The 24,233-nt window shown below is 46.9% G+C and carries 20 protein-coding genes, 14 tRNA genes and 3 rRNA genes; 2 read left to right on the plus strand and 35 right to left on the minus strand.

Annotated features, from left to right (window positions below):
* On the minus strand, positions 1 to 1,041 hold a 1,041-nt coding region (locus tag BN1067_RS02675; protein WP_324777806.1), incomplete at its 3' end, for a DHA2 family efflux MFS transporter permease subunit.
* 39 nt (positions 1,042 to 1,080) lie between these two features.
* On the minus strand, positions 1,081 to 1,731 hold the full coding sequence (locus BN1067_RS02680) for a redox-sensing transcriptional repressor Rex (RefSeq protein WP_053217394.1): 651 nt from the start codon (positions 1,729 to 1,731) through the stop codon (positions 1,081 to 1,083).
* 418 nt (positions 1,732 to 2,149) lie between these two features.
* Between BN1067_RS02680 and BN1067_RS02685 the strand changes: the two genes are divergently transcribed.
* Positions 2,150 to 4,078, plus strand: a complete 1,929-nt coding sequence (locus BN1067_RS02685; protein WP_053217395.1) for an ABC-F family ATP-binding cassette domain-containing protein — start codon at positions 2,150 to 2,152, stop codon at positions 4,076 to 4,078.
* 78 nt (positions 4,079 to 4,156) lie between these two features.
* On the opposite strand, the gene BN1067_RS02690 is transcribed toward BN1067_RS02685, so the two are convergent.
* The 24 genes from BN1067_RS02690 to BN1067_RS02805 form a co-directional block, all read right to left on the minus strand.
* Positions 4,157 to 4,900, minus strand: coding sequence for an SDR family NAD(P)-dependent oxidoreductase (locus BN1067_RS02690; protein WP_053217396.1), 744 nt, complete (start codon positions 4,898 to 4,900; stop codon positions 4,157 to 4,159).
* Between the two features lie 367 nt (positions 4,901 to 5,267).
* A complete protein-coding gene (gene tsaD / locus BN1067_RS02695) occupies positions 5,268 to 6,299 on the minus strand; it encodes a tRNA (adenosine(37)-N6)-threonylcarbamoyltransferase complex transferase subunit TsaD (RefSeq protein WP_053217648.1) in 1,032 nt (343 codons plus the stop codon).
* A complete protein-coding gene (rimI, locus tag BN1067_RS02700) occupies positions 6,296 to 6,742 on the minus strand; it encodes a ribosomal protein S18-alanine N-acetyltransferase (RefSeq protein WP_053217397.1) in 447 nt (148 codons plus the stop codon). Before rimI ends, tsaD begins: the two co-directional genes overlap by 4 nt.
* 1 nt (position 6,743) lies before the next feature.
* A complete protein-coding gene (gene tsaB / locus BN1067_RS02705; RefSeq protein WP_053217398.1) occupies positions 6,744 to 7,448 on the minus strand; it encodes a tRNA (adenosine(37)-N6)-threonylcarbamoyltransferase complex dimerization subunit type 1 TsaB in 705 nt (234 codons plus the stop codon).
* Complete coding sequence (tsaE, locus tag BN1067_RS02710) at positions 7,445 to 7,900, minus strand: tRNA (adenosine(37)-N6)-threonylcarbamoyltransferase complex ATPase subunit type 1 TsaE (RefSeq protein ID WP_053217399.1); 456 nt, start codon at positions 7,898 to 7,900, stop codon at positions 7,445 to 7,447. Before tsaE ends, tsaB begins: the two co-directional genes overlap by 4 nt.
* A gap of 12 nt (positions 7,901 to 7,912) precedes the next feature.
* Positions 7,913 to 8,890 (minus strand): thiamine-phosphate kinase, encoded by a 978-nt coding sequence (gene thiL / locus BN1067_RS02715; RefSeq protein ID WP_053217649.1) that lies wholly within the window; start codon positions 8,888 to 8,890, stop codon positions 7,913 to 7,915.
* A gap of 162 nt (positions 8,891 to 9,052) precedes the next feature.
* Positions 9,053 to 9,129 (minus strand) — tRNA-Asp (locus tag BN1067_RS02720).
* A 177-nt stretch (positions 9,130 to 9,306) separates the two neighbouring features.
* Positions 9,307 to 9,383, minus strand: a tRNA-Met gene (locus tag BN1067_RS02725).
* A gap of 48 nt (positions 9,384 to 9,431) precedes the next feature.
* A 5S ribosomal RNA gene (gene rrf, locus BN1067_RS02730) occupies positions 9,432 to 9,547 on the minus strand.
* A gap of 227 nt (positions 9,548 to 9,774) precedes the next feature.
* Positions 9,775 to 12,693 (minus strand): 23S ribosomal RNA (locus BN1067_RS02735).
* Between the two features lie 308 nt (positions 12,694 to 13,001).
* Positions 13,002 to 14,567: ribosomal RNA gene (locus BN1067_RS02740) — 16S ribosomal RNA — on the minus strand.
* Together the 16S, 23S and 5S rRNA genes with 14 tRNA genes alongside form the textbook arrangement of a ribosomal RNA operon.
* An 86-nt stretch (positions 14,568 to 14,653) precedes the next feature.
* Positions 14,654 to 14,730, minus strand: a tRNA-Ile gene (locus BN1067_RS02745).
* 5 nt (positions 14,731 to 14,735) lie between these two features.
* Positions 14,736 to 14,809, minus strand: a tRNA-Gly gene (locus tag BN1067_RS02750).
* A gap of 18 nt (positions 14,810 to 14,827) precedes the next feature.
* Positions 14,828 to 14,904: transfer RNA gene (locus BN1067_RS02755), tRNA-Pro, on the minus strand.
* A gap of 4 nt (positions 14,905 to 14,908) precedes the next feature.
* Positions 14,909 to 14,985 (minus strand) — tRNA-Arg (locus BN1067_RS02760).
* Positions 14,986 to 15,045: 60 nt separating this feature from the next.
* Positions 15,046 to 15,131, minus strand: a tRNA-Leu gene (locus BN1067_RS02765).
* 46 nt (positions 15,132 to 15,177) lie between these two features.
* Positions 15,178 to 15,258 (minus strand) — tRNA-Leu (locus BN1067_RS02770).
* Between the two features lie 76 nt (positions 15,259 to 15,334).
* A tRNA-Lys gene (locus BN1067_RS02775) sits at positions 15,335 to 15,407 on the minus strand.
* A 42-nt stretch (positions 15,408 to 15,449) separates the two neighbouring features.
* Positions 15,450 to 15,521, minus strand: a tRNA-Gln gene (locus BN1067_RS02780).
* A gap of 8 nt (positions 15,522 to 15,529) precedes the next feature.
* Positions 15,530 to 15,606, minus strand: a tRNA-Asp gene (locus tag BN1067_RS02785).
* A gap of 29 nt (positions 15,607 to 15,635) precedes the next feature.
* Positions 15,636 to 15,707: transfer RNA gene (locus BN1067_RS02790), tRNA-Glu, on the minus strand.
* Positions 15,708 to 15,716: 9 nt separating this feature from the next.
* Positions 15,717 to 15,807, minus strand: a tRNA-Ser gene (locus BN1067_RS02795).
* Between the two features lie 2 nt (positions 15,808 to 15,809).
* Positions 15,810 to 15,884: transfer RNA gene (locus BN1067_RS02800), tRNA-Asn, on the minus strand.
* A 225-nt stretch (positions 15,885 to 16,109) separates the two neighbouring features.
* Positions 16,110 to 16,571: a SprT family protein gene (locus tag BN1067_RS02805; RefSeq protein ID WP_053217400.1), complete on the minus strand. Its 462-nt coding sequence runs from the start codon at positions 16,569 to 16,571 to the stop codon at positions 16,110 to 16,112.
* Positions 16,572 to 16,662: 91 nt separating this feature from the next.
* On the opposite strand from BN1067_RS02805, the gene cmpA reads away from it, so the two are divergent.
* Positions 16,663 to 16,776, plus strand: coding sequence for a cortex morphogenetic protein CmpA (gene cmpA / locus BN1067_RS02810; RefSeq protein WP_110943273.1), 114 nt, complete (start codon positions 16,663 to 16,665; stop codon positions 16,774 to 16,776).
* Between the two features lie 76 nt (positions 16,777 to 16,852).
* Here cmpA and BN1067_RS02815 read toward each other — a convergent pair whose 3' ends face one another.
* The 9 genes from BN1067_RS02815 to BN1067_RS02855 form a co-directional block, all read right to left on the minus strand.
* A complete protein-coding gene (locus BN1067_RS02815) occupies positions 16,853 to 19,057 on the minus strand; it encodes a Tex family protein (protein ID WP_053217401.1) in 2,205 nt (734 codons plus the stop codon).
* A 269-nt stretch (positions 19,058 to 19,326) separates the two neighbouring features.
* Positions 19,327 to 19,932 carry a PP2C family serine/threonine-protein phosphatase gene (locus BN1067_RS02820; RefSeq protein WP_324777783.1) on the minus strand — a complete coding sequence of 202 codons (606 nt, stop codon included), beginning with the start codon at positions 19,930 to 19,932 and terminating at the stop codon, positions 19,327 to 19,329.
* Positions 19,932 to 20,720 (minus strand): RNA polymerase sigma factor SigB, encoded by a 789-nt coding sequence (gene sigB / locus BN1067_RS02825; protein WP_053217402.1) that lies wholly within the window; start codon positions 20,718 to 20,720, stop codon positions 19,932 to 19,934. The genes BN1067_RS02820 and sigB overlap by 1 nt, the downstream gene beginning before the upstream one ends.
* Positions 20,692 to 21,168 carry an anti-sigma B factor RsbW gene (gene rsbW, locus BN1067_RS02830; RefSeq protein ID WP_053217403.1) on the minus strand — a complete coding sequence of 159 codons (477 nt, stop codon included), beginning with the start codon at positions 21,166 to 21,168 and terminating at the stop codon, positions 20,692 to 20,694. Before rsbW ends, sigB begins: the two co-directional genes overlap by 29 nt.
* 1 nt (position 21,169) lies before the next feature.
* Positions 21,170 to 21,499: an STAS domain-containing protein gene (locus tag BN1067_RS02835; protein WP_053217404.1), complete on the minus strand. Its 330-nt coding sequence runs from the start codon at positions 21,497 to 21,499 to the stop codon at positions 21,170 to 21,172.
* Positions 21,500 to 21,561: 62 nt separating this feature from the next.
* Positions 21,562 to 22,572, minus strand: a complete 1,011-nt coding sequence (locus tag BN1067_RS02840; protein ID WP_053217405.1) for a PP2C family protein-serine/threonine phosphatase — start codon at positions 22,570 to 22,572, stop codon at positions 21,562 to 21,564.
* Positions 22,573 to 22,584: 12 nt separating this feature from the next.
* Positions 22,585 to 22,986 (minus strand): anti-sigma regulatory factor, encoded by a 402-nt coding sequence (locus tag BN1067_RS02845; protein WP_053217406.1) that lies wholly within the window; start codon positions 22,984 to 22,986, stop codon positions 22,585 to 22,587.
* A 2-nt stretch (positions 22,987 to 22,988) separates the two neighbouring features.
* Complete coding sequence (locus tag BN1067_RS02850; protein ID WP_026571352.1) at positions 22,989 to 23,345, minus strand: STAS domain-containing protein; 357 nt, start codon at positions 23,343 to 23,345, stop codon at positions 22,989 to 22,991.
* A gap of 8 nt (positions 23,346 to 23,353) precedes the next feature.
* Positions 23,354 to 24,226 carry an RsbT co-antagonist protein RsbRA gene (locus tag BN1067_RS02855; RefSeq protein ID WP_053217407.1) on the minus strand — a complete coding sequence of 291 codons (873 nt, stop codon included), beginning with the start codon at positions 24,224 to 24,226 and terminating at the stop codon, positions 23,354 to 23,356.
* Positions 24,227 to 24,233: the final 7 nt, after the last annotated feature.

Genomic DNA, 24,233 nt, shown 5'->3' on the forward strand with positions numbered 1-24,233 from the left:
CAGCAGCAGCCCTGGCGGAACCACATAGCGTGGCCCTTTTTTATCCAGCAGTTTCCCGCCGAGGGTCATGAACAAACCGCTGCATAAAGCCGCCGGCAGAAACAACAAGCCGGTCTGGATTTCGCTCAAGCCGTACACATTCTGGATCAATAGCGGCAATAAAAAAATACCCGAAAACAGTCCGATCGATGCGGTGGCCGTCACTACGATGGAAACAGCATAGGTCGGGACTTTGAAAACACTCAGTTCCAGTAGTGGCTGGTCTTGTCTTTGTTCGTAAATAATGAACAGAATAACTGCCGCCACACCGCCACTAATCAGCAGCAAACTGAATGGCTGCATCAACAGCTCCCAGGTCGAACCCCGGCCAAGGGCAAACAAAATCGCCCCGACACCGGATGTCACCAGCAGAAAACCAGTCAAGTCGAATTTCAGCTCCGGGTCAGGTTTCGTCGGAACCAAGTATTTGCTGGAGATGGCCAATCCAATCAGACCGAACGGGATATTGAATAAGAACAAAAAGTTCCACGGCAAAAATTCGATGATCACGCCGCCGATGGTCGGCCCGATTGCCGGGGCCACCATCGCTGCAACTCCATAGATACCGACGGCGAGCCCGCGTTCCTCTCGGGGAAAGGCCTGGAAAATCAAGGCCATGGCGATCGGCATCATCAGTCCGCCTGCCATGCCCTGTACCGCCCGCGAGGCAATCATCATTCCCAATGTATGGGACAATGCACCGGACAGCGAGCCGACCAGAAAAATCGATAAACCAATCAGGTAAATCTTTTTCTTCCCGAACCGATCGCCCAGGTAGCCGGTCAGCGGCATCGTCATCCCCATCGATACCATGAAAATTGTCAAAATCCAGCCCACCGACACTGCGTTGGAGTCGAACAGCTCAATGAAGTGCGGCAAGGTCGGATTCAACATGCTGTTGTTTAAAATCACGGTGAAAGTGCCAAATAAAACAGAAACGACAACCAGCCATTTAGAATCTATTTTCTTGATACGTCCACCCCCAATGCGTTTACGGTAAATCGTAAACCTATACCCTTTTCCATGAGAGGGTATGCAGGGTTAGTCTCCCGCTTCTTCTTCCAGAGGGTAATGCTTGAGAAAGTAAACCAGCGACTGAAGCTCGACGGATAAATCGATGTGATGCACCCGAATATGATCGGGAACGGAGATCCGTGCGGGTGTGAAGTTAAGGATACCGGAGACACCGGCATCGACCAGTCGCTCGGTAATTCCCTGTGCTTCTGTGGAAGGTACCGTCAGTATGGCGACAGCCGTATTTTTTAAATGATCTTCCAAATCATCTACATGATACACAGGGACACCGCCAATATCGGATCCTAGTTTGTTCGGGTCGGCATCGAAGGCCATTTCGATTTTCGTATTGTTGTTTTTCATAAAATTATAATGAAGAAAAGCTGTTCCAAGATTCCCGACTCCGATGAGTGCGACCTTGGTCACTTCGTCCTGATCAAGGGTTTTCCGGAAAAAACTGAGCAGGTATTCGACATTGTAGCCATATCCCTTTTTTCCCAATGCACCGAAATAAGAAAAATCCCGGCGGATGGTTGCGGAATCGACCTTGACCGCTTCACTCAGTTCTTTGGAAGAAACGCGCAGCTTTCCCTGGTGGTGTAAATTATTGATGAATCGATAATATAGCGGCAGGCGTTTCGCTGTAGCCTGCGGAATTTTATTTTGTTCGTTATTCATATATATCCTCCTTACAGTTGCCCTTCTGCCCCTGTGTCACCTGCTATCAGGCGGACAGGTTGATCGATGTCTTTGTCGGATAATCGATGACCAGCTAGGAAGTTCCTGTTCATTCTGTCATTTCGTAACCGTTATCTTTTTTTAATAGGCGGTTTTCTATTAAGTTGAAACTGCTTATAAAGTTAAAAGGTTTCAAATAGGTCTTTCTTTTATACGAGAATTGCTCTGTTTTGGTAACTCCTTTAGTTTATCAAAAATTCAGCAATAAGTCGTGATTTTATTCACATTCTTTTCCATTCGTATCTTGGTACTGAAAAACGAGTTATCCTTCGTCGCAAAAGAATCGCTGTAAGCATTGCTGTGATGCTTGCCACCGTAAAGAGGATTAAGATACACTTAAAGCATTGAGGTGAACAAAATGATTTTGATGCAAGTCAATGACATCACAAAAAGATATGGCGCTGAGCTTATCTTATCCAATATAAAATTAGAGGTGCAGACGAATGACCGGATCGCTGTCGTCGGCCGGAACGGTGCCGGTAAATCGACGCTGCTGAAAATCATTGCAGGTCAGCTGTCTTATGATGAGGGCGAGATCCACAAACCAAAGGAAGTCAGCCTTGGTTACCTCGCCCAAAACACCGGGTTAGAGTCCGATCAGACCATCTGGCAGGAAATGCTCGGTGTGTTCCAACATTTTATCGAAACGGAAAAGGAACTTCGTAAAATGGAAATGCAGATGGGCGACCCGGCTTTGCTTGAGGACCAGGACGCTTACCAGAAGCTGTTGGCAGTGTATGACGACAAACAGCAGGCTTTCAAAATGGAAGGCGGCTATCAGTATGAAGCAGATATCAAGGCTGTCTTGAACGGTCTTCATTTTTATGAATCAGACTGGGACACATCGATTTCCGAATTGAGCGGCGGCCAAAAGACCAGGCTGGCACTGGGGAAGCTGCTCCTGTCCAAGCCAGATATCCTGATCTTGGACGAGCCCACCAACCATCTGGACATTGACACCTTGTCTTGGCTGGAAGGCTATTTGAATAATTACGGCGGGGCTGTCGTCATTGTTTCCCACGACCGGTATTTCCTGGACAAGACCGTACAGACTGTCTACGAAATTTCCCGCAACCATTCCAAAAAATATCATGGCAATTACAGCAAATACCTGGAACAGAAAGCGGCCGACTATGAACGGGAGCTAAAACAATTTGAGAAGCAGCAGGCGGAGATTAAAAAAATGGAAGAATTCGTCCAGAAAAACATCGTCCGGGCTTCTACAACAAAACGGGCACAAAGCCGCCGTAAACAGCTGGAGAAAATGGAACGGGTGGATAAACCACAAGGGGACGAGTCATCTGCTAAATTCGCATTCGACATCAACCGGCGCAGCGGGAATGACGTCTTAAAGGTCCAGGACCTTGCTTTTCGCTACGAAGATAGTGACAATTATGTTTTTTCCAATCTCAGCTTTGACATTTCCCGTGGAGACAGCATTGCTTTAGTCGGACCAAACGGTGTCGGCAAAACCACGCTGCTCAAAACGATTATAGGGGATTTGAAGCAAGCGGAAGGAAACATCAGGCTCGGCACGAATGTTCAAATTGGCTATTATGATCAGGAACAAACCCGGCTCCACTCAAATAAGACGGTGCTAAATGAACTTTGGGATGAGTATCCGATGACCAATGAGAAGGATATTCGCACCGTGTTGGGGAACTTCCTGTTTTCCGGGGATGACGTGCTGAAAAATGTAACAAGCTTGAGTGGAGGCGAAAAAGCGAGACTCGCGCTCGCCAAACTGATGATGGAAAAAGCCAACCTGCTGATTCTCGACGAGCCGACAAACCACCTTGATCTGGACAGTAAGGAAGTTTTGGAATCGGCATTGATCGACTTTCCTGGCACAATTCTGTTTGTATCCCACGACCGTTACTTTATTAACAGACTGGCGACCCAGGTCATCGAAATGCAGCCGGCCACCAGCACTATCTATTTAGGGGATTATGATTACTACCTGGATAAAAAGCAAGAGGAATATGAATTACAGCAACTGAACGAACAGGAAAACACCGCCGAGCAACCTGTTCCTGCTGCCAAAACTACTTTCGAACAAGAGAAAGAGTTGAAAAAAGAAAAGCGGAAAAAAGAACGGCGGATTCAAGAAATTGAACAAGAGATTGAGTCGATTGAAAAACGAGTCGAGGAAATCGATGAATTGTTATGTGATCCAGAAGTTTACCAGGACCACGAACAAGCGCTGGCGTTAACCGAAGAAAACGCGCAGCATCAAGAGCGTCTGGAAAAGCTGATGGAAGAATGGGAAGAGCTTCATGAAGAATAACGAAGGATGGCCCCTTTAAAAGGGTGCCATCCTTTTTTGTCCGTTTTGTTTGCCGTAAATAAGATGTTTGCGGATTTTTTATTGGGCAGTATAGCCGCCATCGACCAATAAATTTGCTCCTGTAATGAAACTTGCGTCGTCTGAAGCTAAAAAAACGACTGCTTTGGCAATCTCTTCAGGTTCGCCCAACCTCCCCATCGGGTGAAGGGAAATCAGATGATTTTTCGCCTCCTCGTCCATTTCACTGAGAAGCGGTGTATTGATATAACCTGGGCAGACTGCATTGACCCGGACGTTCTCCTGAGCATATTCAACAGCCAGCGCTCGTGTGAGGTTCGTTACTCCACCTTTTGCTGCTGTGTAGGCAGCTGTAGCTGCTTGTCCGACGTTTCCAAGAATGGAAGAACAGTTTACCACACTACCTCCGCCAGACTTCTTCATAGCTGCAATTGCATGTTTAGCGCATAGGAAAACACCATCAAGGTTGATGGAGATCACTTTTTGCCAGTCTTCATAACTCAATTCTGTAGAAGGAGATTGAGCCCCTATCCCCGCATTGCTAAAGATAATATCCAAACCGCTGAATTCACTTACCGCCTTGTCAACCATCGCTATGATATCGGTTTCTTTGGACACATCGACCCGTTGGAAAACCACTTTAGCGCCACTTGCATTCAGTTCTTTCACCAGCTTTGTTCCGAGTTCCTCATTAATATCGGCAATGAGGACACTCGCGCCCTCTTTCACCATTTGGCGGACAGTATGTTCTCCTATGCCGCTTACCCCACCAGTAACAATTGCCGATTTACCTTTTAATTTCATATGTAGCACCCTTTCTATACAAGATTGATTCGAAAGACTATCCTTGCTAAAGCTATTGTTAGCTAACTTGTCTTCACTATACCTCAGCCGGTAAGAGGATGCCAATCAAAAGAACAACTTATACACAGACTTACACACATCTCAAAACCGTCACAGTGAGTTTTCCACCGTTTTATCCCCGCTATCCACATGAACAACCTTATTTATCCACATGAGTTGTCAACATATCCACGCTTACTCCCCCAGGGATTGTTTGTTTTTCTCCACATTACGAAAAGTTTCCTGTTGATAAGTAGTTTTCTTGTGAAAAAGCATAAAAAAAGACAGCTTGACCAATTGGTTAGCTGTCTTCTTCATAGGCTTTGATTCATCCTCTTTTTCCATAGCGTTCTAAATCAAGTGACGGGTTGGCATTCAAATCCCATCCAGCCTGATGTCCCTGTTGGTAAGCAATCGTACCGGCCGCAGCAATCATCGCTGCATTATCTGTACAAAGCTCCAGTGGAGGAATCAACAGTTCCTGACTTGCACCGTCAAACTTTCGGTTCAGCTCGGCACGCAACCCTTTGTTGGCTGCTACTCCTCCGGCCACGATAACTTGTTTTACATCATATTGTTGTGCAGCACGGTATGTTTTTTCCGCCAGTACTTCGACAACACTTGCCTGGAAGCTGGCTGCTACATCTTCATCCTTCAACGGTTCATTGCGTTGCGTTGCGTTATGAAGGGTATTGATGACCGAAGACTTTAACCCGCTGAAACTAAAATCATAAGATCCTTCCTCCAGCCATGCCCGGGGAAAATCAATACTTGCTTCGCCTACAGCAGCCAGCCGGTCGATTTGGGGGCCGCCCGGATAAGGCAATTTCAATGTCCTGGCGACCTTATCATAGGCTTCCCCGGCTGCATCATCCCGCGTTTCGCCAATCACTTCAAATGATCCATGCTCGTGCATGACGATCAACTCTGTGTGACCTCCGGAAACGACCAAAGCCAAAACCGGAAACGTAAATTCCTTTATTAGTCGGTTGGCATATATATGTCCGGCTATATGATGGACGCCGATTAATGGTTTATTTTTTGCAAAAGCAAGGGCTTTAGCCGTATTTACCCCGACCAGCAGGGCACCGACCAATCCGGGTCCTTCCGTAACAGTGACAGCATCCATTTCCTCGGGAGTCATGTTGGCCTTCTGGAATGTTTCCTCCAGCACCATGGTAATCTGCTCAACATGATGCCTTGATGCCACCTCTGGTACCACACCACCGAACCGTTTGTGACTTTCGATTTGGGAAGCGACTACATTCGAGACAATTTCCGTTCCATTTTTCACAATCGCCGCTGCCGTCTCATCACAGCTTGTTTCTATTCCTAGTATATAGATATCTTTGTTTGTCATAGTTTCACCCACATTACTAAAGCATCCTCAAAATTGTCTGTGTAATAGTTTTTCCTGATTCCGCCGGGAACCAGCCCGAACTTTTTATACATGTTCTGGGCCGGTATGTTGGATACTCTCACTTCAAGAGATAATTGTTTTGCCCCTAGAGCAATCGCCTGGTTGATCACATAATGAAATAATGCTTGCCCGTATTTTTTCCCCCTATATTGCGGGAGAATCGCAATATTGGTGATTTGTGCTTCATCGATGATCACCCACAAACCGCAATAGCCGATCACTGTCCCAGCTTTTTCGATGACAAAGTAAACCGCATACGGGTTTTCTATCAGCTCGTTCACAAAAATATCCTGAGTCCAAGGTGTACCGAAGCTTGCTGCTTCCACCTGCATAACCTGATTAATATCCTCTATCCTCATTTGCCTTATGATTGTATCTGTCATATTAATTCTTCCCCTGTTGTTCCAGCCATTTAGCTTCTGCCTCTACAAGCCGCAGGTATTCTGGTGTCAGAGCATGGACCTGCTCCGTTTTCTCCATTGCTCCTGCCTCCGCTAAGTATCCAGCCCGTGGATAGTGACTGACAAGATCCGGAATAATCGCCAAGTCTTTCATATGGTCTTGGATTGCTTGGCGATGCAGTTCAATATCAGGACTTAAAAATACTACCTTTTCCTGTTCCTGGCGATCGGCCAACTTTTCCAGCCACTCAGAAAATAGGATATTCACTTCGTTTTCTACTAACGTTAGATTCCCGTCCTCATCCTTTTTATACAGCCCGGTATATACGAGTCCTCTCCGCGCATCAAAAAACGGACAAATCGACGCCTCTGACGATTGCGCCTGTAGAGCAAGGGCCTTCAAACTCGATATTCCGGCAACGGGAATATTCAGTGCCCACGCCATCGTTTTTGCTGTGGTTAATCCAATCCTGACACCGGTATAGGATCCCGGCCCCTTAGCTACTACAATTCGGTCCAACTGGTCCGGGGTCATCTCCGTTTCCTTCATCAGCTGATCAATCGCTGGCATTAACCGGACGGAATGATTTTTTTTTGCATTTGTCGTGTACTCTCCAGCCAGCAAACCGTCCTTGAGGATGGCAATCCCCATCACTTGGTTGGAAGTATCTATCGCAAGTATATTCATCGAGCTAGCTCCTTACAAATGGATTCAAAATGATGTCCTCTCGGGTAAAAAGTAATCTCCCGTTCTTGTTGATCATTTAACCGAATTTCAATATCAAGACGTTGGTCTGGTAAAAAATCAGCGATATAATGGGCCCATTCAATCACGGTAATTCCTCCGCCTTGAAAATATTCATCAAACCCGATATCCTCATCGCTGTCTTCCAGGCGATACACGTCCATATGAAATAATGGGAGCTCGCCTTGGTATTCTTTGACGATTGTGAAAGTAGGACTGTTGATTGTTCTTCGGACGCCAAGCCCGGCCCCAAGTCCCTTCGTAAAGGTGGTTTTTCCTGCTCCCAAGTCCCCTTCCAAAGTCAAGACATCGTCCGGTTTTAATAGCAATGCCAGCTTCTCTCCTACTTTCCTGGTTTCTTCTTCTGTCTGGGTCGTTATCGTTAACTCTTTCATGTATATTCTCACCTATTTCAAATGTGTATAGCCTGCTTTGTCCAGGATTGTTTTTTGATTTCCTTCCTGTAATACCACTCTGCCCGGCTTCCGAGCCGGCTTGGTTACTACCCCTATTTTTGCGACAGGGATTTTTGCCACTTCCGCTGCGGTCGTAACGATCGGCCAATCTTGTTCAGGCACTGTCCCGATCAATTCAAAGTCCTCCCCGCCAAATAGCTTCCACTTCCGTTGTTGTTCGCTGGTAAACGTTTGTAACGCTTGATGGACAGGAAGCTGCTCGTCGTATAAATGTATGGAAACATTGGACGCTTCCGCAATTTCAGCAGCCTCATTGGCGATTCCATCACTGATATCGTTTAAAGCGATTCTTTGTGCGGACTGCAACGCTTGCGAAAAAGCAACTCTGGGAGACGGCATCCGATGTCTTTTAATAAAATAATCACTATTTGCCTGCGATAGACTTGTATCCTGATTGGTGAGCAGATACAATCCAGCCGCGGCATCTCCCAGGGTTCCAGTCGCAAAAACAATATCATTCTCCCTGGCGCTGCTTCTATACCTTACTTTATTCTGTTCCACATGGCCGATAATCGTGACAGATACGGATAATTGTTTTCCAGATACAGTATCCCCGCCAATCAAGTCCATATGATACTCGGAAGCAAGATCGTCCATTCCCTTATAAATCTCCTTCAAAGCTTTCTCCGTCCATTCCTTGGGAATGACGATAGAAATCATGTAGAAAGCAGGAGTGCCTCCCATTGCAGCGATATCGCTTAAATTGGCAGCTAAGACTCTGTATCCTATATGGTAGGGGTCCATCGTTTCCCTAGTGAAGTGAACGCCCTCTACAAATGTATCTACTGCAGTTACTATATCTTGATAAGGTTGTCGAAACACTGCCGTATCATCACCAATGCCTTTTATCAACCCGGATTGGCGATGTATTTTTGGTGCAATGGAACGAATAAATGAAAACTCATCCATCTGTATGTCCTCACTAATCTTTGTTTTATTATCTCCATCATAGCAAAACAGGCAAAAAAAAGAAAAGCAGGGGTCATTCTCACCCCATTCTACGAACCATAGACATATAAATAAAGCCTTAGGAATTTTTCCTAAGGCTTTTATGATCGTTTGTTCTGTAAGTGGCGGTCCGGACGGGACTCGAACCCGCGACCTCCTGCGTGACAGGCAGGCATTCTAACCAACTGAACTACCGGACCAATATGTATTCATGAGAGCAAGTGAAAATAAATTGGTTGCACCCTGTCGAGTACCACTATTATTTTCTAACGAAGAAGTAAATCGACGTTGTAAGAAAATATTATTGGTTGCACCCTGTCGGGTACTACCATTAATTTCTAGCAAGGAAGTATATTCGTCGTTGCGAGAAATTTTTTTGGTTGCGGGGGCAGGATTTGAACCTGCGACCTTCGGGTTATGAGCCCGACGAGCTACCAGACTGCTCCACCCCGCGACAATGTAAATAACGTTTGCTATGTTATTTATAAGAAAAGTATCTTATGCCTGGCGGCGTCCTACTCTCGCAGGGGCAAAGCCCCAACTACCATGGGCGCTGGAGAGCTTAACTTCTGTGTTCGGCATGGGAACAGGTGTGACCTCTCCGCTATTGCCACCAGACATAGTGTACCTTCAAAACTAGATAAGAGGGAAGACATTCAATGAACATTGACACGTTTTTTTTAATCCAGCTCTGCGGACAAAAGTCCGCGACGCTTTTTGTTTTAATCCAGCTCCGACTCCCAGGTCCTCGCTGTATAAGCAATTCCTCTACAAAGCTGAAACCCAGTCTTGTCGCGGTCTTACTTATCCAGTCGGACCTTAACGGTCGTCTCCGCTTTTTGTTTTAAGTTAAGTCCTCGATCGATTAGTATCCGTCAGCTGCACGTGTCACCACGCTTCCACCTCGGACCTATCAACCTCATCGTCTCTGAGGGATCTTACTCATTTGAAATGATGGGAAGTCTCATCTAGAGGGGGGCTTCATGCTTAGATGCTTTCAGCACTTATCCCTTCCACACGTAGCTACCCAGCTATGCTCCTGGCGGAACAACTGGTACACCAGCGGTGTGTCCATCCCGGTCCTCTCGTACTAAGGACAGCTCCTCTCAAACTTCCAACGCCCACGACGGATAGGGACCGAACTGTCTCACGACGTTCTGAACCCAGCTCGCGTACCGCTTTAATGGGCGAACAGCCCAACCCTTGGGACCGACTACAGCCCCAGGATGCGATGAGCCGACATCGAGGTGCCAAACCTCCCCGTCGATGTGGACTCTTGGGGGAGATAAGCCTGTTATCCCCGGGGTAGCTTTTATCCGTTGAGCGACGGCCCTTCCATACGGCACCGCCGGATCACTAAGCCCGACTTTCGTCCCTGCTCGACTTGTAGGTCTCGCAGTCAAGCTCCCTTCTGCCTTTACACTCTGCGAATGATTTCCAACCATTCTGAGGGAACCTTTGGGCGCCTCCGTTACTCTTTGGGAGGCGACCGCCCCAGTCAAACTGCCCACCTGACACTGTCTCCGGACCGGATCACGGTCCTGGGTTAGAAGGTCCGTACAGCCAGGGTGGTATCCCACCGGCGCCTCCACCGAAGCTAGCGCTCCGGTTTCTAAGGCTCCCACCTATCCTGTACAAGCTGTACCAACATTCAATATCAGGCTACAGTAAAGCTCCACGGGGTCTTTCCGTCCTGTCGCGGGTAATGCGCATCTTCACGCATAGTATAATTTCACCGGGTCTCTCGTTGAGACAGTGCCCAAGTCGTTGCACCTTTCGTGCGGGTCGGAACTTACCCGACAAGGAATTTCGCTACCTTAGGACCGTTATAGTTACGGCCGCCGTTTACTGGGGCTTCGGTTCAACGCTTCGCCACGAGGGCTAACGCGTCCCCTTAACCTTCCAGCACCGGGCAGGTGTCAGCCCCTATACTTCGCCTTACGGCTTCGCAGAGACCTGTGTTTTTGCTAAACAGTCGCTTGGGCCTATTCACTGCGGCTTCTCGCAAAAGAAGCACCCCTTCTCCCGAAGTTACGGGGTCATTTTGCCGAGTTCCTTAACGAGAGTTCTCCCGATCACCTTAGGATTCTCTCCTCGCCTACCTGTGTCGGTTTGCGGTACGGGCACCTCTTTCCTCACTAGAGGCTTTTCTTGGCAGTGTGAAATCAGGAACTTCGGTACTTATTTTCCCTCCTCATCACAGCTTGAGATTGCCAGACGGATTTGCCTATCTGACTCTCTTACTGCTTGAACGCACATGACCAGCAGTGCGCATTCCTTATCCTTCTGCGTCCCCCCGTCGTTCAAACGGAAAGGAGGTGGTACAGGAATATCCACCTGTTGTCCATCGCCTACGCCTTTCGGCCTCGGCTTAGGTCCCGACTAACCCTGAGCGGACGAGCCTTCCTCAGGAAACCTTAGGCTTTCGGTGAAAGAGATTCTCACTCTTTTTTCGCTACTCATACCGGCATTCTCACTTCTAAGCGCTCCACCAGTCCTCACGGTCTGACTTCGCTGCACTTAGAACGCTCTCCTACCATTGTTCGTAAGAACAATCCGCAGCTTCGGTGATACGTTTAGCCCCGGTATATTTTCGGCGCAGAGTCACTCGACCAGTGAGCTATTACGCACTCTTTAAATGATGGCTGCTTCTAAGCCAACATCCTGGTTGTCTAAGCAACTCCACATCCTTTTCCACTTAACGTATACTTTGGGACCTTAGCTGGCGGTCTGGGCTGTTTCCCTTTCGACTATGAACCTTATCACCCATAGTCTGACTCCCAAGATCGAGTGGCTGGCATTCGGAGTTTGACTGAATTCGGTAACCCGATGAGGGCCCCTAGTCCAATCAGTGCTCTACCTCCAGTACTCAACTCTTGAGGCTAGCCCTAAAGCTATTTCGGAGAGAACCAGCTATCTCCGTGTTCGATTGGCATTTCACCCCTACCCACACCTCATCCCCGCGTTTTTCAACACGCGTGGGTTCGGGCCTCCAGTCAGTGTTACCTGACCTTCACCCTGGACATGGGTAGATCACACGGTTTCGGGTCTACGACCCCCTACTCAAATCGCCCTGTTCAGACTCGCTTTCGCTGCGGCTCCGTCTGTTCAACTTAACCTTGCAGGAGATCGTAACTCGCCGGTTCATTCTACAAAAGGCACGCCGTCACCCATTAACGGGCTTCGACTACTTGTAGGCACACGGTTTCAGGTTCTCTTTCACTCCCCTCCCGGGGTGCTTTTCACCTTTCCCTCACGGTACTGGTTCACTATCGGTCACTAGGGAGTATTTAGCCTTGGGAGATGGTCCTCCCGGATTCCGACGGAATTCCTCGTGTTCCGCCGTACTCAGGATCCACTCCGGAGGAAACAATCTTTCAGTTACAGGGCTCTTACCTTCTTTGGCTGATCGTTCCAGATCGATTCGCTTAAACTGTTTCTTGGTAACTCCGATGGAGTGTCCTACAACCCCAGAGAGCAAGCTCTCTGGTTTGGGCTGTTTCCGTTTCGCTCGCCGCTACTTGGGAAATCGCATTTGCTTTCTCTTCCTCCGGGTACTGAGATGTTTCAGTTCCCCGGGTCTGCCTCGCTTATCCTATGAATTCAGATAAGCGTCCTGCTCCATTACGAGCAGGGGGTTTCCCCATTCGGAAATTCCCGGATCAACGCCTACGTACGGCTCCCCGAGACATATCGGTGTTTGTCCCGTCCTTCATCGGCTCCTAGTGCCAAGGCATCCACCGTGCGCCCTTCTTCACTTAACTTATCGTTCGTGAATGACGTGTTACTTCAATGTCGTTGAATGTCTTGCATATCTTATCTAGTTTTCAAGGTACAAATAAGGGGTTTCAATCCCTCAAAACTGAACCAAACGAACCAGTATGTCTTATCTTTAGCTCGAAAGAGCTATTCCTGTCCAGCTCCAGCATCCAGCGACTAGCACAACTTCCCTCACCTCCGTACGATAAGTCAACATCAGCTCACATAGTTCGCTGTGTTTCCTTTATCTCCTTCGGTTCAGTCCAGTTTGTACGTCGCTAACCGGTTGCTTTCGCCTTTCGTATATCCTTAGAAAGGAGGTGATCCAGCCGCACCTTCCGATACGGCTACCTTGTTACGACTTCACCCCAATCATTGGCCCCACCTTCGGCGGCTGGCTCCAAAAAGGTTACCTCACCGACTTCGGGTGTTGCCAACTCTCGTGGTGTGACGGGCGGTGTGTACAAGGCCCGGGAACGTATTCACCGCGGCATGCTGATCCGCGATTACTAGCGATTCCGGCTTCATGCAGGCGAGTTGCAGCCTGCAATCCGAACTGAGAATGGTTTTATGGGATTTGCTTCACCTCGCGGTTTCGCTTCCCTTTGTACCATCCATTGTAGCACGTGTGTAGCCCAGGTCATAAGGGGCATGATGATTTGACGTCATCCCCACCTTCCTCCGGTTTGTCACCGGCAGTCACCCTAGAGTGCCCAACTGAATGCTGGCAACTAAGGTCAAGGGTTGCGCTCGTTGCGGGACTTAACCCAACATCTCACGACACGAGCTGACGACAACCATGCACCACCTGTCACTCTGTCCCCGAAGGGAAACCTCTATCTCTAGAGGGGTCAGAGGATGTCAAGACCTGGTAAGGTTCTTCGCGTTGCTTCGAATTAAACCACATGCTCCACCGCTTGTGCGGGCCCCCGTCAATTCTTTTGAGTTTCAGCCTTGCGGCCGTACTCCCCAGGCGGAGTGCTTAATGCGTTAACTTCAGCACTAAGGGGCGGAAACCCCCTAACACCTAGCACTCATCGTTTACGGCGTGGACTACCAGGGTATCTAATCCTGTTCGCTCCCCACGCTTTCGCGCCTCAGCGTCAGTTACAGACCAGAGAGCCGCCTTCGCCACTGGTGTTCCTCCACATATCTACGCATTTCACCGCTACACGTGGAATTCCGCTCTCCTCTTCTGTACTCAAGTTCCCCAGTTTCCAATGACCCTCCACGGTTAAGCCGTGGGCTTTCACATCAGACTTAAGGAACCGCCTGCGCGCGCTTTACGCCCAATAATTCCGGACAACGCTTGCCCCCTACGTATTACCGCGGCTGCTGGCACGTAGTTAGCCGGGGCTTCCTCGTCAGGTACCGTCAAGGTACCGCCTTGTTCAAACGGTACTTGTTCTTCCCTGACAACAGAACTTTACGATCCGAAGACCTTCATCGTTCACGCGGCGTTGCTCCGTCAGACTTTCGTCCATTGCGGAAGATTCCCTACTGCTGCCTCCCGTAGGAGTCTGGGCCGTGTCTCAGTCCCAGTGTGGCCGATCACCCTCTCAGGTCGGCTACGCATCGTTGCCTTGGTAGGCCATTACCCCACCAACTAGCTAATGCGCCGCGGGCCCATCTGTAAGTGACAGCCAAAAGGCCGCCTTTCAACTTCCCTCCATGCGGAAGAAAGTATTACCCGGTATTAGCCCCGGTTTCCCGGAGTTATCCCGATCTTACAGGCAGGTTGCCCACGTGTTACTCACCCGTCCGCCGCTCGTTCCACAGGTTTCACCCCGAAGGGATCTGCCTGCTTCCCGCGCTCGACTTGCATGTATTAGGCACGCCGCCAGCGTTCGTCCTGAGCCAAGATCAAACTCTCCATAAAATGTGAGCTTGCTTGCTCGTTCAAAAAACTAGCTTGTATATCTTGCTTGACATACTGGTTGTTTTGTTCAGTTTTCAAAGATCAAATGGTGGGCCTGAGTGGACTTGAACCACCGACCTCACGCTTATCAGGCGTGCGCTCTAACCAACTGAGCTACAGGCCCCTTAATGGAGCGGGTGAAGGGAATCGAACCCTCATCATCAGCTTGGAAGGCTGAGGTTTTACCACTAAACTACACCCGCAAATATAAATGGGAATCATGGTCGGGAAGACAGGATTTGAACCTGCGACCCCTTGGTCCCAAACCAAGTGCTCTGCCAAGCTGAGCTACTTCCCGATAATGGCGCGCCCGAGAGGAGTCGAACCCCTAACCTCTTGATCCGTAGTCAAACGCTCTATCCAATTGAGCTACGGGCGCTCGTTGAAGCGACATCTTCTAATATATCATTTCTATCATTCGATGTCAATAACTTTTTTATGGTGCGGTCGAGAGGACTTGAACCTCCACGGGGTCGCCCCCACTAGGCCCTCAACCTAGCGCGTCTGCCATTCCGCCACGACCGCAAAAACAAAAATGCCGTGCAGACCCACAGCAGTAGACAAAACACAATGCGGGTGGAGGGACTTGAACCCCCACGTCGAAGACACTAGATCCTAAATCTAGCGCGTCTGCCAATTCCGCCACACCCGCACAATATAATGATAAGAAAAGGAATAGATCGGATTCAGCTTTTAACCGAAATCCGAAACTATCACTTCTTAACTGATGAGCCATGGAGGGCTCGAACCTCCGACCCTCTGATTAAAAGTCAGATGCTCTACCAACTGAGCTAATGGCTCGTATTTTAGTAAGTCTTGCTGTTTTATTTAGAAATAAAAAGGCTGGGCTAGCTGGATTCGAACCAGCGAATCACGGGATCAAAACCCGATGCCTTACCGCTTGGCTATAGCCCAATAAAAAGTGGCGGTCCGGACGGGACTCGAACCCGCGACCTCCTGCGTGACAGGCAGGCATTCTAACCAACTGAACTACCGGACCTTACCGATTTATATAAGCAAAAATAAAAGTGACCCGTACGGGATTCGAACCCGTGTTACCGCCGTGAAAGGGCGGTGTCTTAACCACTTGACCAACGGGCCATTAAACAATGGCGGAGAAGGAGGGATTTGAACCCTCGCGCCGCTTACGCGACCTACACCCTTAGCAGGGGCGCCTCTTCAGCCACTTGAGTACTTCTCCACTGGCTCCACCGGTAGGATTCGAACCTACGACCGATCGGTTAACAGCCGATTGCTCTACCACTGAGCTACGGTGGAATAAAAAGTATTCAATTCGCTTCAAACAACAGCGACGTTAAGTATAATACATTAATTCACTTGGTTTGTCAACTGATTCTTAAAACTTTTTTAGAATGTAATCGACGAAATTTAAAAGAAAAACAGAGAAAAGCTTTGTTTTTTTAAGGCTTATTTAATTTAACACGGAAGACATGATTCGTCAATGGTTTCTTCGATTTTTCTTTCCGGATTTATTGGCGATTATTATGGAGTTATTTTCACAAGCTTTCCACGGCATCTCCCACATCGATACCGTTTGGTGTCTACCCTTCTTGCCCTTTCATATACATGGCCGCAATCTTTGCATTGATATCGGTGCCCGGCTTGTTTGCCAGCTGACGGGAGCGCCTGACAAAAACGCGGTGATCCTGTCTTCCGCAACAGCTCTCTAAAATCCCGGTCCCCGTGCTTATATCCTTTCCCTTCGATATGTAAGTGATAATGGCAAAGCTCATGTTTGATGATTCCGATAAATTCCTCTTCTCCCAGTTCCCTTAGATACTTTGGATTCAACTCTATCGTTCTTCTGGAAGGAATGTACCTTCCACCCGTAGTACGAAGGCGGTTGTTAAAGGCCACTTTATCGGTAAACGGCTTGTCGAAGTATTTTGTCGACAATTCATTTACCAATTCCTCTAATTTTTCCTGGCTGATTGTTTCCTCCATGATAGTCACACCTTTTACACGATTTGCATATCCTACAATAACTTGATTTCCGTCTAATTTCCACCACAATTTGTCCAGGAGGATGGTTCAGATGCCTAATTGGTTTAAAAAGCAAATGACAAAAGCCTTCCTTTCAAAAGACTTATCCCAAATCAAAGTATTGAATCAATGCTGGTTTTTCTATCGAGACAAAAACTATTACTAAATAGACACCGGTCGGTGAACAGGATGTGCATACTTAATTACAACAAAAGGGCTGCAGTGACAGCCCTTTTATTTATTTACTCTTGTACCATTGTTAAAGCAATGCGCTGCTTTTCTAAGTCGACGCTATCTATCCAGACGGTGACGACATCACCAACTGCCGCCACATCTGTCGGATGTTTAACAAATTGCTTCGACATTTTCGAAATATGCACCAATCCATCCTGTTTTACGCCAATATCCACGAATACGCCGAAGTCCACTACGTTCCTTACGGTTCCCTGTAGCTCCATCCCTTGTTGCAAATCTTCCATCGAAAGCACGTTCTTTTTCAAAAGCGGTTGCGGAAAATCATCTCTCGGGTCACGTTCCGGACTGGCCAACGCTTTCATGATGTCCTCCAACGTCGGTACGCCAATATCGAGTTTCTCAGCTGTTTCCTTTACATTAACTTCGGATAGTACCTGTTTCAGCGCATCCGAACCTAAATCGTCAGTCGAAAATCCAAGCATGGTTAATAACTGTTTGGCTGCCGAATAGCTTTCCGGGTGGATCGCCGTACGGTCAAGCGGTTCGTCACCGTCCGGTACTCGAAGGAAACCGATACACTGCTCATATGTTTTATTACCTAAACGCGGAATCTTTTTAAGCTGACTTCTGCTGGTAAACTTGCCGTTTTCATTGCGTTGCTTGATAACATTGCCAGCGACTGTTTTGCTTAACCCGGATACATACTGTAGAAGAGAAGCTGACGCCGTATTGACATTCACCCCAACTTGGTTTACCGCTGTTTCCACCACAAAGGTCAAGGATCCGTTGAGGCTTTTTTGGCTTACATCATGCTGGTATTGTCCAACACCTATTGATTTGGGATCTATTTTCACCAGTTCTGCCAGTGGGTCCTGTACCCTTCTTGCAATCGAAACAGCGCTTCGTTCTTCCACCTGCAAATCCGGAAATTCTTCACGCGCCAATTTGGAAGCCGAGTAAACACTGGCACCAGCCTCATTGACAATAATATAAGCAATATCCAGCTGATGATTGTTAATAAAGTCGGCGATGAATTGTTCGGTTTCTCTTGAGGCGGTTCCGTTGCCGATTGCAATTAGTTCGATCGGGTACTGCTTCATCAATGATAAAAGTACTTTTTCCGCTCCCTTTTTATCATTTTTAGGCGCTGTAGGATAAATCACCTGGATAGCATGAACCTTCCCTGTCTCGTCTATAACTGCCAGCTTACAGCCCGTCCGGAATGCCGGATCGACTCCGAGTACCACTCTCCCCTTCAACGGTGGCTGTAACAGCAGGTTTTTTAAATTGGTTGAGAAAATATCGATTGCTTGCTGTTCAGCTTTTTCCGAAAGCCCGTTGCGGATTTCCCTTTCAGTCGATGGCTGGATTAGGCGCTTGTAACTGTCCTCGATCGCATCCATCCAAAATTGCTTCATAACAGCAGTATCGTTCCTTTTTATCAGCCTTTTCCCTAGATAATCGGTTATTTGGTCAACAGGCGGATGAACTGAAACCTTGATTACCCCCTCTTTTTCCCCGCGGTTAAGTGCGAGGACACGGTGGGCAACAATCGAACGTATCGGTTCCTCGTAATCATAGTACATCTCAAAAACGCTTTTTTCATCCTTCTCTTGATCTTTCACGTCACCCCGGATTGTTCCAGCCTTAAACGTTTTGTCCCTTATGTATTCCCTGTATTGCGCATCGTCGGCAATCCACTCGGCAACAATGTCGTTGACCCCTGCTATCACTTCATCCGGAGAATTCAACTCATGCTCTTCAGATAAATATTCCGATGCAGCTGTTCTGATATCTTCCACTTGATGATGACGCCATACTTTCTCCGCCAGCGGTTCAAGCCCTTTTTCCTTGGCAATGGTTGCCCTCGTTCTTCTTTTTTGTTTATATGGACGATAAAGGTCTTCTACACGCTGCAGCTGGGCTGCATCCCGGATACTTGCTTCCAGATCAGGAGTCAATTTCCCCTGTTCATCGATTAACCGGATCACTTCCTGCTTACGTTCTGCCAGGTTTTGCGCATAGGTCCATTTATCTTCAATCGCTTTGATTTGCACTTCATCCAGTCCGCCTGTCTGTTCCTTACGGTATCTGGCGATAAATGGAACGGTATTCCCTTCCTCCAACAAGGAGATAACCTGCTTGATTGGAGCAGCGGAAACCTTTGTTTCTCCTTCCACCCATTTTATCAGTTGGTCACGCTCGTTTGTTTCACTCAATATAAACTTCCTCCTTACGTGTCTTGTCTTCATTGTACCAAATCAGTCTCCGGCATTCACGGAGTATCAGCATCCACCATAGAAAAGAACAGGGCGCCTCCATCAATCAGGACGGACCTAGGGGGGCTTTCCGTCGTACAGGACATCGCTTTTTAAGTCCAATCCTTTAAAGTCTGGCTTACAAACCCAACGTCTTCCCTCTTATATAAAAAAACGGCCTACTCCTATGGAAGAGTAGACCGCTCTTGAAAAACGAATACTCTCATCTGCCAAGATAAGAGTATACTTAAGACGGTATTTATTCAACTTTCCATAAACTTCATGGCAATCAAGGTGGTGTCATCATCTTTGTTTTGCCCTACCATGGAAGCGTACGTTTCCGTAATTCGCTCTACATCTTTGCCTAAAAAATACTTGGCAGATAAGTCCATTGATTTGACCCCGTCAGAAAACATAATAAAAATCATTCCGAGTTCCATTGTACCGTCAAATACTTTGAAAGGACGTTTGTAACTGCCCAAGTAACCGGAATTTGGAATACTGCGCTTTTTCTCCTGCTTATCCGTGATGGTCATGATCCCGATATTTCCAATTGAACTAAACGAATAGGCATTGGTAGTAAAGTTGACTTTCAATACACCCAATACAACACCGCGTTTTCCCATCAATCTTTCATTGCAAATCTTGATTAACTCATCGACACTCGCAAAAAGGTTTTCCTCAATAACATCCATTACAGCCTGCGAAGACTCTTTAGCAAATTCTCCGCTGCCTAAACCATCAGCCAAAGCACAGATGAACTCATCTTCTGTTTCTTTATAGAAATAACTGTCACCGCAATAGTAATTCCCTTTTTTCGCTGACTGATAAACAGAAACCTTCATCCGTTGTTTGTCTAATTCACTCACTAGAAGACCTCCGAGTTTTCAGACTGTAATGCTTCTCTTAGTTTTCTTAACGCTCGCCTTTGCAGACGGGAAACATGCATTTGAGAAATTCCAAGCATTTCACCAGTATCTTTTTGGCTCATGTTTTCAAAGTAGGTATATTTCAAGATTTCCTGTTCTCTTTCCGTTAAAATCGGCAGGATCTTTTCCAACAGCATGCGTTGATCCACATTCTCATACCCTGCATCCTGGTTTCCGATCAAATCCAGAATGGAAACTGTGCTGCCGTCAGAATCTGCTTCGATTTTTCGATCGACGGATAACGCTTTATAGCTTTTTCCCATCTCCATTGTTTCCAATACATCTTCTTCGCTGACTTCCAGGTAAGCGGCTATTTCCGTTACAGAAGGCGATTGCTGATTATCCGAAGTTAATTCTTCGATGGCTTTCTTGATTTTCGGGCCTAACTCTTTGATTCGACGCGGGACATGGACACTCCATGTCTTATCCCGGATAAACCGTTTGATTTCACCGATGATAGTCGGTATTGCAAATGATTCAAAGGATTTACCAAATTCAGGGTCATATCTGCGAATCGCCGCCAGTAACCCCAGCATCCCGACTTGCACTAGATCCTCATGTATCGAACTGTTCTTGGAATACTTGCGGGCTATTGACTCCACAAGATCCTGATAAGCCAGAACAATTTTCTCTTGAACCGCTTCGTCTGTGGGATTTTTCTGTAGATGCTTTATCCATTGGTAAACCTCATCCTCACGTCTATTGTGTGGTTGAGATTTGGTCGTCATCTAATCCCACCTTATTTTCCTGGATATACTTCGTCATCAATACAATAACGCCGTGGTCACTGTTTATTTCTACCTTATCCATCAAAGCATCGATCAAAAATAGGCCAAAACCGCCTTCGCGAAGGTTTTCGATTGGTTCAGATTGTTCATACGGACCGATGTCGGCTTTTACTTTACCAAGGTCAAAGCTTCCGCCACGGTCTGCTACCATTACCTCCAATCGGTCCTCATAAACGCCGAACCCAACAGTAACTTCCCCTTCTTCCGCATCCTGGTAGGCATGCGTGACCGCATTGGTCATTGCTTCTGATATCGCCACTTTTAAATCCTCAATATCCTCATAATTGAAACCCATCCGATTCGCGACACCGGATGTGCTCAATCTCACGACACCTACATATTCTGATTTTGCAGGAACTTTAATTTCTATGAAGTCAAAAGGTTCCATATTAAGATCCACCCCGTACTGTAGAATCAATATTTATAATATCGGTTAAACCGGTTATCTCAAATAATCGCATTACTCGGTCTTGTAATTGAACAAGCTTCAGTTCACTATTGTTTTCTTTTGTCGATTTCAATGCACTGACAAAAACTCCGAGTCCTGTACTATCCATATAATTGACATTTTCCAGATTCACTTCCACTACTTTACCCGATTCTTTGGTCAAAGGCAGCAGCTGTTCCTTCAACTGAGGTGCGGTATAGGCATCAATCTCTCCGGTCAGCGTCACAACCGCTGAAGAATCCTTATCCGAGACATTTATATCTAAGTTCATGGTTATCCTCCTACTTCCGTAATATTCACTCAATATTGGATACTACCCTAATCAGATTCCCATCAAACTTCCTTGCGTAAAATTATCAAAGTAAAATCATCCCGCAAGTGAAAATCCTGGAGGCGTTCGAAGTGCTTATACACTTGCTCGACCAGCTTCTGTGCAGGAAGGTGCATATAAGACTTGATGACATCAAGGACTTCTTCCGGTTCAATAAAACGATCCCCTTGTCTGCATTCCGTTACCCCGTCTGTCAGCAGGATAATCATATCGTCGGGATTTATTTTCCGTTCGTACTGTCGGTATTTGGTGTCCCGGGTCACTCCAAGGACAATTCCTCTTGCCTCTATTTCCTCGAACTTATCTTCGGCGGCATTATAATAAAAACCTGGTTCGTGACCAGCCGATGAATAATAAAACTTCTCTACTGTCGGATCATATAATCCATAAAACATCGTAATAAACATACTAGGATCCACATTGCGCTCAACCACTCTGTTCAAGCTTTCCAAAATATTGCTTGGATCCATCCGATTCTCCGGAATACTATCCATGGAGTACTTGATCATCGACATGGCAAGAGCTGCCGGAATTCCTTTTCCGATGACATCCGCAATGGCGATACCTAATTTATTATCGTCGTTTTGCACAAAGTGGTGATAATCTCCATTCATTTGGTTGGCGGGAATACTAATTGCCCCGATATCCAACCCTTTCACTTCGGGCTTTACCGTGGTGAGCAGTGTTTGCTGCATACTGGCAGCGACGGAGATTTCCGACTTCAGAGCCAGCTGCTGTTCCCGAAGCGATTGGAATTCCTGATAGGCAAGTCCGTAGGAAATCATCGCCTCCAGCAGAAAGTTCATCGAGGATTCAATCCCTTCCGGTAAATCAGGGTACAAATCCTGCAACGCCTGGATATGAACGTTGATAATCTCTTCAGGGGAAATGTTTTGCTGCATCGACAGCTTACTGAACTGTTCTGCCTGGTAAAGGGCAGTCTCATCTTGCGTTGTAATATATTGTTTTAGTAAGTCACGATAATTGCTTAAGTCCATGTTCAACGTACTCATCGCTTACCCCCCTCAACGAACCCATTTTACTGCTTTTATCTCTGTCCCCTTTCCTTGCTCGGAAACAATATCGAACTCATCCATCAGCCTTTTCACACCTGGCAATCCCGCGCCAAGACCTCCGGAAGTAGAATATCCATCTTCCATCACTTTACTGATTTCCGGTATTCCGGGGCCATCGTCCATTGCTAGAATTACTAATCCCTTATGATCAATTTCTTCAATGGTTTCGAAGCAGATTTTTCCTGTTCCAGCGTATAAATAGATATTTCTGGCAAGCTCGGATATAGCAGTGGCAATTCGTGCCTGATCTACTGTTCCAAACCCGATTTTTCTGGCGAAATCCCGCCCAATTTGACGGGCGCCGACTATATCCCACTCTTTGTTAATATTAACGCAGGATTGGAAATCCATGTTCACTCCTCCAATTCCTGACGCAATTTGATCAAGCCTTGTTCTAAGTCTAAGGCTGTTGGAACATCTTGCAGATGGATGCCCAAGTCAATCAGCGTCATAGCCACTGCTGGCTGAATGCCAGTCAATACGACTTTTGCCCCCATAAGATCTGACATTGTCACTACGTCTCCAAGTACCTTAGCAATAAAGGAATCAATAATATCGACCGATGTTAGATCGATCACTACGCCGGTAGCACCGCTTTGGTGGATTTTACTTAAAAGATCCTCCTGAAACTGGATGGCACTCTGGTCATCCAGATCTATTTGGATAGAAATAAGTAAATAATTATGAAGCTTTAAAATTGGTATTCTCATGACCCAGCTCACTCCCTATCCAAAGAATCTACTAATTCTTCAATATCATTTTCATGACTGTTTCTCGTGCTGACAATTTTTCTGTTTGTCAGTTCCAAGGCAGACTGGAATCCTTTCCGCAAGGAACTCTTTGTCGGGAATTTGCCCAAATCGATACCTAAATTGACAATGGTTTGAGCAATTTCCGGCCGAATGCCGACTAATATGCAAGTAGAACCGATCAGCCGCACCGCTTCTGCAGCTTGTATAATATGATGCGCCACCATGGTATCCACTACAGGGACTCCCGTGATGTCAATCAACACGACCTCAGCATTGTGCTTGATGACTCCGTCCAGCAAATTCTCCATGATCAGCTTCGCCCGTTCTGTATCAATTGTACCGATCAAAGGCATGACGGTAATATTCTCCATTACCGGAATAAGTGGTGCGGAAAGTTCCTGCAGTGCTACTCGCTGTAACGAAACAATATGCTCCCAGCTGCCGGAATACTCGTTGACCAGCTTATTGATAATCGGGTCAACCCAATCATCCACAGCTTGCAGTACTTCCGAGAAGTATTCTGTCCCAACCTGGTCTTGCTCGCTCAAGATGAAATTAATCGTCACTCTGCGAAAGGATTGCAAGCCGTCGGTCAAATAACTAAGCGGCCATCCGAGATTGACAAGCCTCTCGGAGAAGTCTTCCAGTTCCGTAGTGATGCCTTGTTTTTCCACACTTGAAAAAATCACATTGACAAACTCCCTGTTTGTACTTTCAAACAGTTCCTCGGAAATGGTTGAGGTGTAATCATTCTGTCGATTTTTGGCAATCTCCTCAAGCCACATTTGTACGATTGTGTCGCTGTTTTCTATTACCAAATCCTTCAATTTTCTATCCATTCAACAA

Origin of the sequence: Virgibacillus senegalensis (genome assembly GCF_000821245.2) — a bacterium.
Classification (GTDB): Bacteria; Bacillota; Bacilli; order Bacillales; family Amphibacillaceae; genus Sediminibacillus; species Sediminibacillus senegalensis.

Excerpts from the sequence above, each read along its gene's own strand:
- BN1067_RS02680 (WP_053217394.1), bottom strand. The coding sequence starts at position 1,731 with ATGAATAACGAACAAAATAAAATTCCGCAGGCTACAGCGAAACGCCTG.
- BN1067_RS02685 (WP_053217395.1), top strand. The coding sequence starts at position 2,150 with ATGATTTTGATGCAAGTCAATGACATCACAAAAAGATATGGCGCTGAG.
- BN1067_RS02690 (WP_053217396.1), bottom strand. The coding sequence starts at position 4,900 with ATGAAATTAAAAGGTAAATCGGCAATTGTTACTGGTGGGGTAAGCGGC.
- tsaD (WP_053217648.1), bottom strand. The coding sequence starts at position 6,299 with ATGACAAACAAAGATATCTATATACTAGGAATAGAAACAAGCTGTGAT.
- rimI (WP_053217397.1), bottom strand. The coding sequence starts at position 6,742 with ATGACAGATACAATCATAAGGCAAATGAGGATAGAGGATATTAATCAG.
- tsaB (WP_053217398.1), bottom strand. The coding sequence starts at position 7,448 with ATGAATATACTTGCGATAGATACTTCCAACCAAGTGATGGGGATTGCC.
- tsaE (WP_053217399.1), bottom strand. The coding sequence starts at position 7,900 with ATGAAAGAGTTAACGATAACGACCCAGACAGAAGAAGAAACCAGGAAA.
- thiL (WP_053217649.1), bottom strand. The coding sequence starts at position 8,890 with ATGGATGAGTTTTCATTTATTCGTTCCATTGCACCAAAAATACATCGC.
- BN1067_RS02805 (WP_053217400.1), bottom strand. The coding sequence starts at position 16,571 with ATGGAGGAAACAATCAGCCAGGAAAAATTAGAGGAATTGGTAAATGAA.
- cmpA (WP_110943273.1), top strand. The coding sequence starts at position 16,663 with ATGCCTAATTGGTTTAAAAAGCAAATGACAAAAGCCTTCCTTTCAAAA.
- BN1067_RS02815 (WP_053217401.1), bottom strand. The coding sequence starts at position 19,057 with ATGAAGACAAGACACGTAAGGAGGAAGTTTATATTGAGTGAAACAAAC.
- sigB (WP_053217402.1), bottom strand. The coding sequence starts at position 20,720 with ATGACGACCAAATCTCAACCACACAATAGACGTGAGGATGAGGTTTAC.
- rsbW (WP_053217403.1), bottom strand. The coding sequence starts at position 21,168 with ATGGAACCTTTTGACTTCATAGAAATTAAAGTTCCTGCAAAATCAGAA.
- BN1067_RS02835 (WP_053217404.1), bottom strand. The coding sequence starts at position 21,499 with ATGAACTTAGATATAAATGTCTCGGATAAGGATTCTTCAGCGGTTGTG.
- BN1067_RS02840 (WP_053217405.1), bottom strand. The coding sequence starts at position 22,572 with ATGAGTACGTTGAACATGGACTTAAGCAATTATCGTGACTTACTAAAA.
- BN1067_RS02845 (WP_053217406.1), bottom strand. The coding sequence starts at position 22,986 with ATGGATTTCCAATCCTGCGTTAATATTAACAAAGAGTGGGATATAGTC.
- BN1067_RS02850 (WP_026571352.1), bottom strand. The coding sequence starts at position 23,345 with ATGAGAATACCAATTTTAAAGCTTCATAATTATTTACTTATTTCTATC.
- BN1067_RS02855 (WP_053217407.1), bottom strand. The coding sequence starts at position 24,226 with ATGGATAGAAAATTGAAGGATTTGGTAATAGAAAACAGCGACACAATC.